The sequence below is a fragment of the Hydrogenophaga soli genome, assembly GCF_054777695.1.
In genome coordinates, this window is sequence record NZ_BAAHAK010000015.1 from 1 (window position 1) to 2,088 (window position 2,088).

Genomic DNA, 2,088 nt, shown 5'->3' on the forward strand with positions numbered 1-2,088 from the left:
CCGAGGTTTCTTCCACGCTGGCGGCCTGCTCGCTGGAGGCCTGCGACAGGCTTTGGGCGGTGGAAGACACCTGCTGGGTGGCGCTGGCGATGGTGTCGGTGGTGGCGTTGACGTCGGCAATGGTCTGGGCCAGCTTGGCCACGGTGTTGTTCAGGCTTTGCTTGACCTGATCGAACGCACCTTGGTAGTCGCGGGTGACGGTCTTGGTGAGGTCGCCTTGCTCCAGGGCGGCGGCGACGTCGATGGTGTCTTTGAAGGCCTGGTCCACGGTGTCGCTCAACTGGTTGAGCAGTTCGCTCAGCTCCTTGGTGTAGCCCGCCTTGCCGTGCAGGTCCATCTTGGTGTGGAAGCTGCCCTGGTTGGCCAGGGCGACGATGTTGCGGATTTCGCCCACGATGGCGGTGAGGGACTCGGCGGTGGTGTTCACGGCCTGCTTCACGTCGTTGTAGGCGCCTTGGCAGTCGCGGGTGACCTTTTGCGACAGGTCGCCACGGGCGAGGGCCCGGGCCACGCGGATGGTGTCCTTGAAGGCGGTGTCCACGGTGTCGCTGAGCTGGTTGAGCAGTTCGCTCAGGTCCTGGGTGTAACCGGCCTTGCCCTTGAGGTTCATCTTGGTGGTGAAGTCGCCCTTGTTGGCTGCGGCCACCACCTCGCGGATTTCAGCCACCACGCCGATCAGGCTGTCTTGCATGGACTTCATGGCGGCCAGCACGCTGCGGGTGTCGCCCGGTGGCAATTGAATGCGGCTGCTCAGGTCGCCTGCGGAAATCCGGTTGGCGATGTCGGCCACCTGGGCCGGGTCTCCGCCCAGTTGCCGCAGCACGCTGCGGATGATGAGGGTGCCTCCCACGGCCAGCAACACGGCGATGGTGAGGGACAGCACGATGGCGTTGCGGTTGGTGGCGCTCAGCTCGTCATCAATGGCTTGGCCGACCGTCGCATCCAGGCGCGAGACGATTTCATCGGTGGCGTGAATGGCCTTGCGCATGCCACCTTGTGCCCCTTCGGTGGGGACGAGTCCGAAGGCCTTGTAGCCTTCGACCAACGCCAAAAAGTGCTGCCGATACTGCTCCAGAAGGGGAGCCATCTGCGGGGCTGCCGCTTTCAGGGTGGGCAGCAACCCATCGAAGTCGCGGTTGAACTTGTCCACATACTGGGTGTCGAGCCGCAGCAAAAAGTCTTTTTCGTGCCGCCGCAGCAACAGCAGGTCGGCACGCAGAGCCTTGTTGCCTTGGGATTCCAGCGCCTGCTCCATTTGGTGCGAGGCCTGGCGCAACTGCCCTTGCAAACCGCTGTTGGGGTCCAGCCCCAGCTTGTCCATGATGGCCACCACCGCCTGGAACGAGTCGCTGTAGGTTTTCAAGGCCTCGCGGTAGGCGACCACCTGGCGGTTGTCCATGCCTCGCTCTTGCAGCGCCTTGTTCAAGGACGCCAGGTTCTGTTCCAGCTCGCCCACCACCTGGGTGAATTGGGCGACGTACTGGCGGTCGCTGCGCAGCAGAAAGTCCTTTTCATGTTTGCGCAGCGTCAGCACCTGGGTGGCGCCTCCGTCAATGAGCTCCATCATGCCCGCCAGGGCATGCTGGCGGCCCATGGTGATCCACTGCAGGAGTGTCAGTAGCGAGACCGCTGCAATGGCGGCCGCCACCAGCAGGAGGAGTTTGGCTTTGAGGGTCACGGAACGTTCCTGGCAACAAGGTGGATGTCGGGCACCCGCCATGCGGGGCAGGTAGCGACTTTCCATGCCCCGGGGGGGTAAGACCATCAGTGTTTCCTGATGAAGGGGGTCAGGATTTCCGGATACCGTGGGGGGATTTGATGCAGGTCAAATCAGCCCGGCGTGACCTCGTCGGGCAGCATGCGGGCCAGTTGGGCTGAACTGACGCGCCACAGCCGCCCCGGTGGCGGCTGGTGGTCCGTGCCTTTTTAAGGGCTCAGATGGCGCTGCGGCCGCCTCGGACCCCATGCCCCAAATTGAAGAAGGCCATGAGCTGCTGCAGGTTGTCGGCCTGGCTGCTCATTTCCTCGGCGGTGGCGGCCAGCTCTTCCGAGGCGCTGGCGTTTTGCTGGGTGATCTGGTTCAACTGG

1 protein-coding gene and 1 pseudogene are annotated in these 2,088 nt (G+C 63.6%); both read right to left on the minus strand.

The window, feature by feature from the left end:
• A partial coding sequence (locus tag ACYVB7_RS19125) for a methyl-accepting chemotaxis protein (protein WP_460510461.1) occupies window positions 1-1,678 on the minus strand: 1,678 nt, incomplete at its 3' end.
• A 256-nt stretch (window positions 1,679-1,934) separates the two neighbouring features.
• A pseudogene (locus ACYVB7_RS19130) lies at window positions 1,935-2,088 on the minus strand (methyl-accepting chemotaxis protein); the annotation flags it as partial.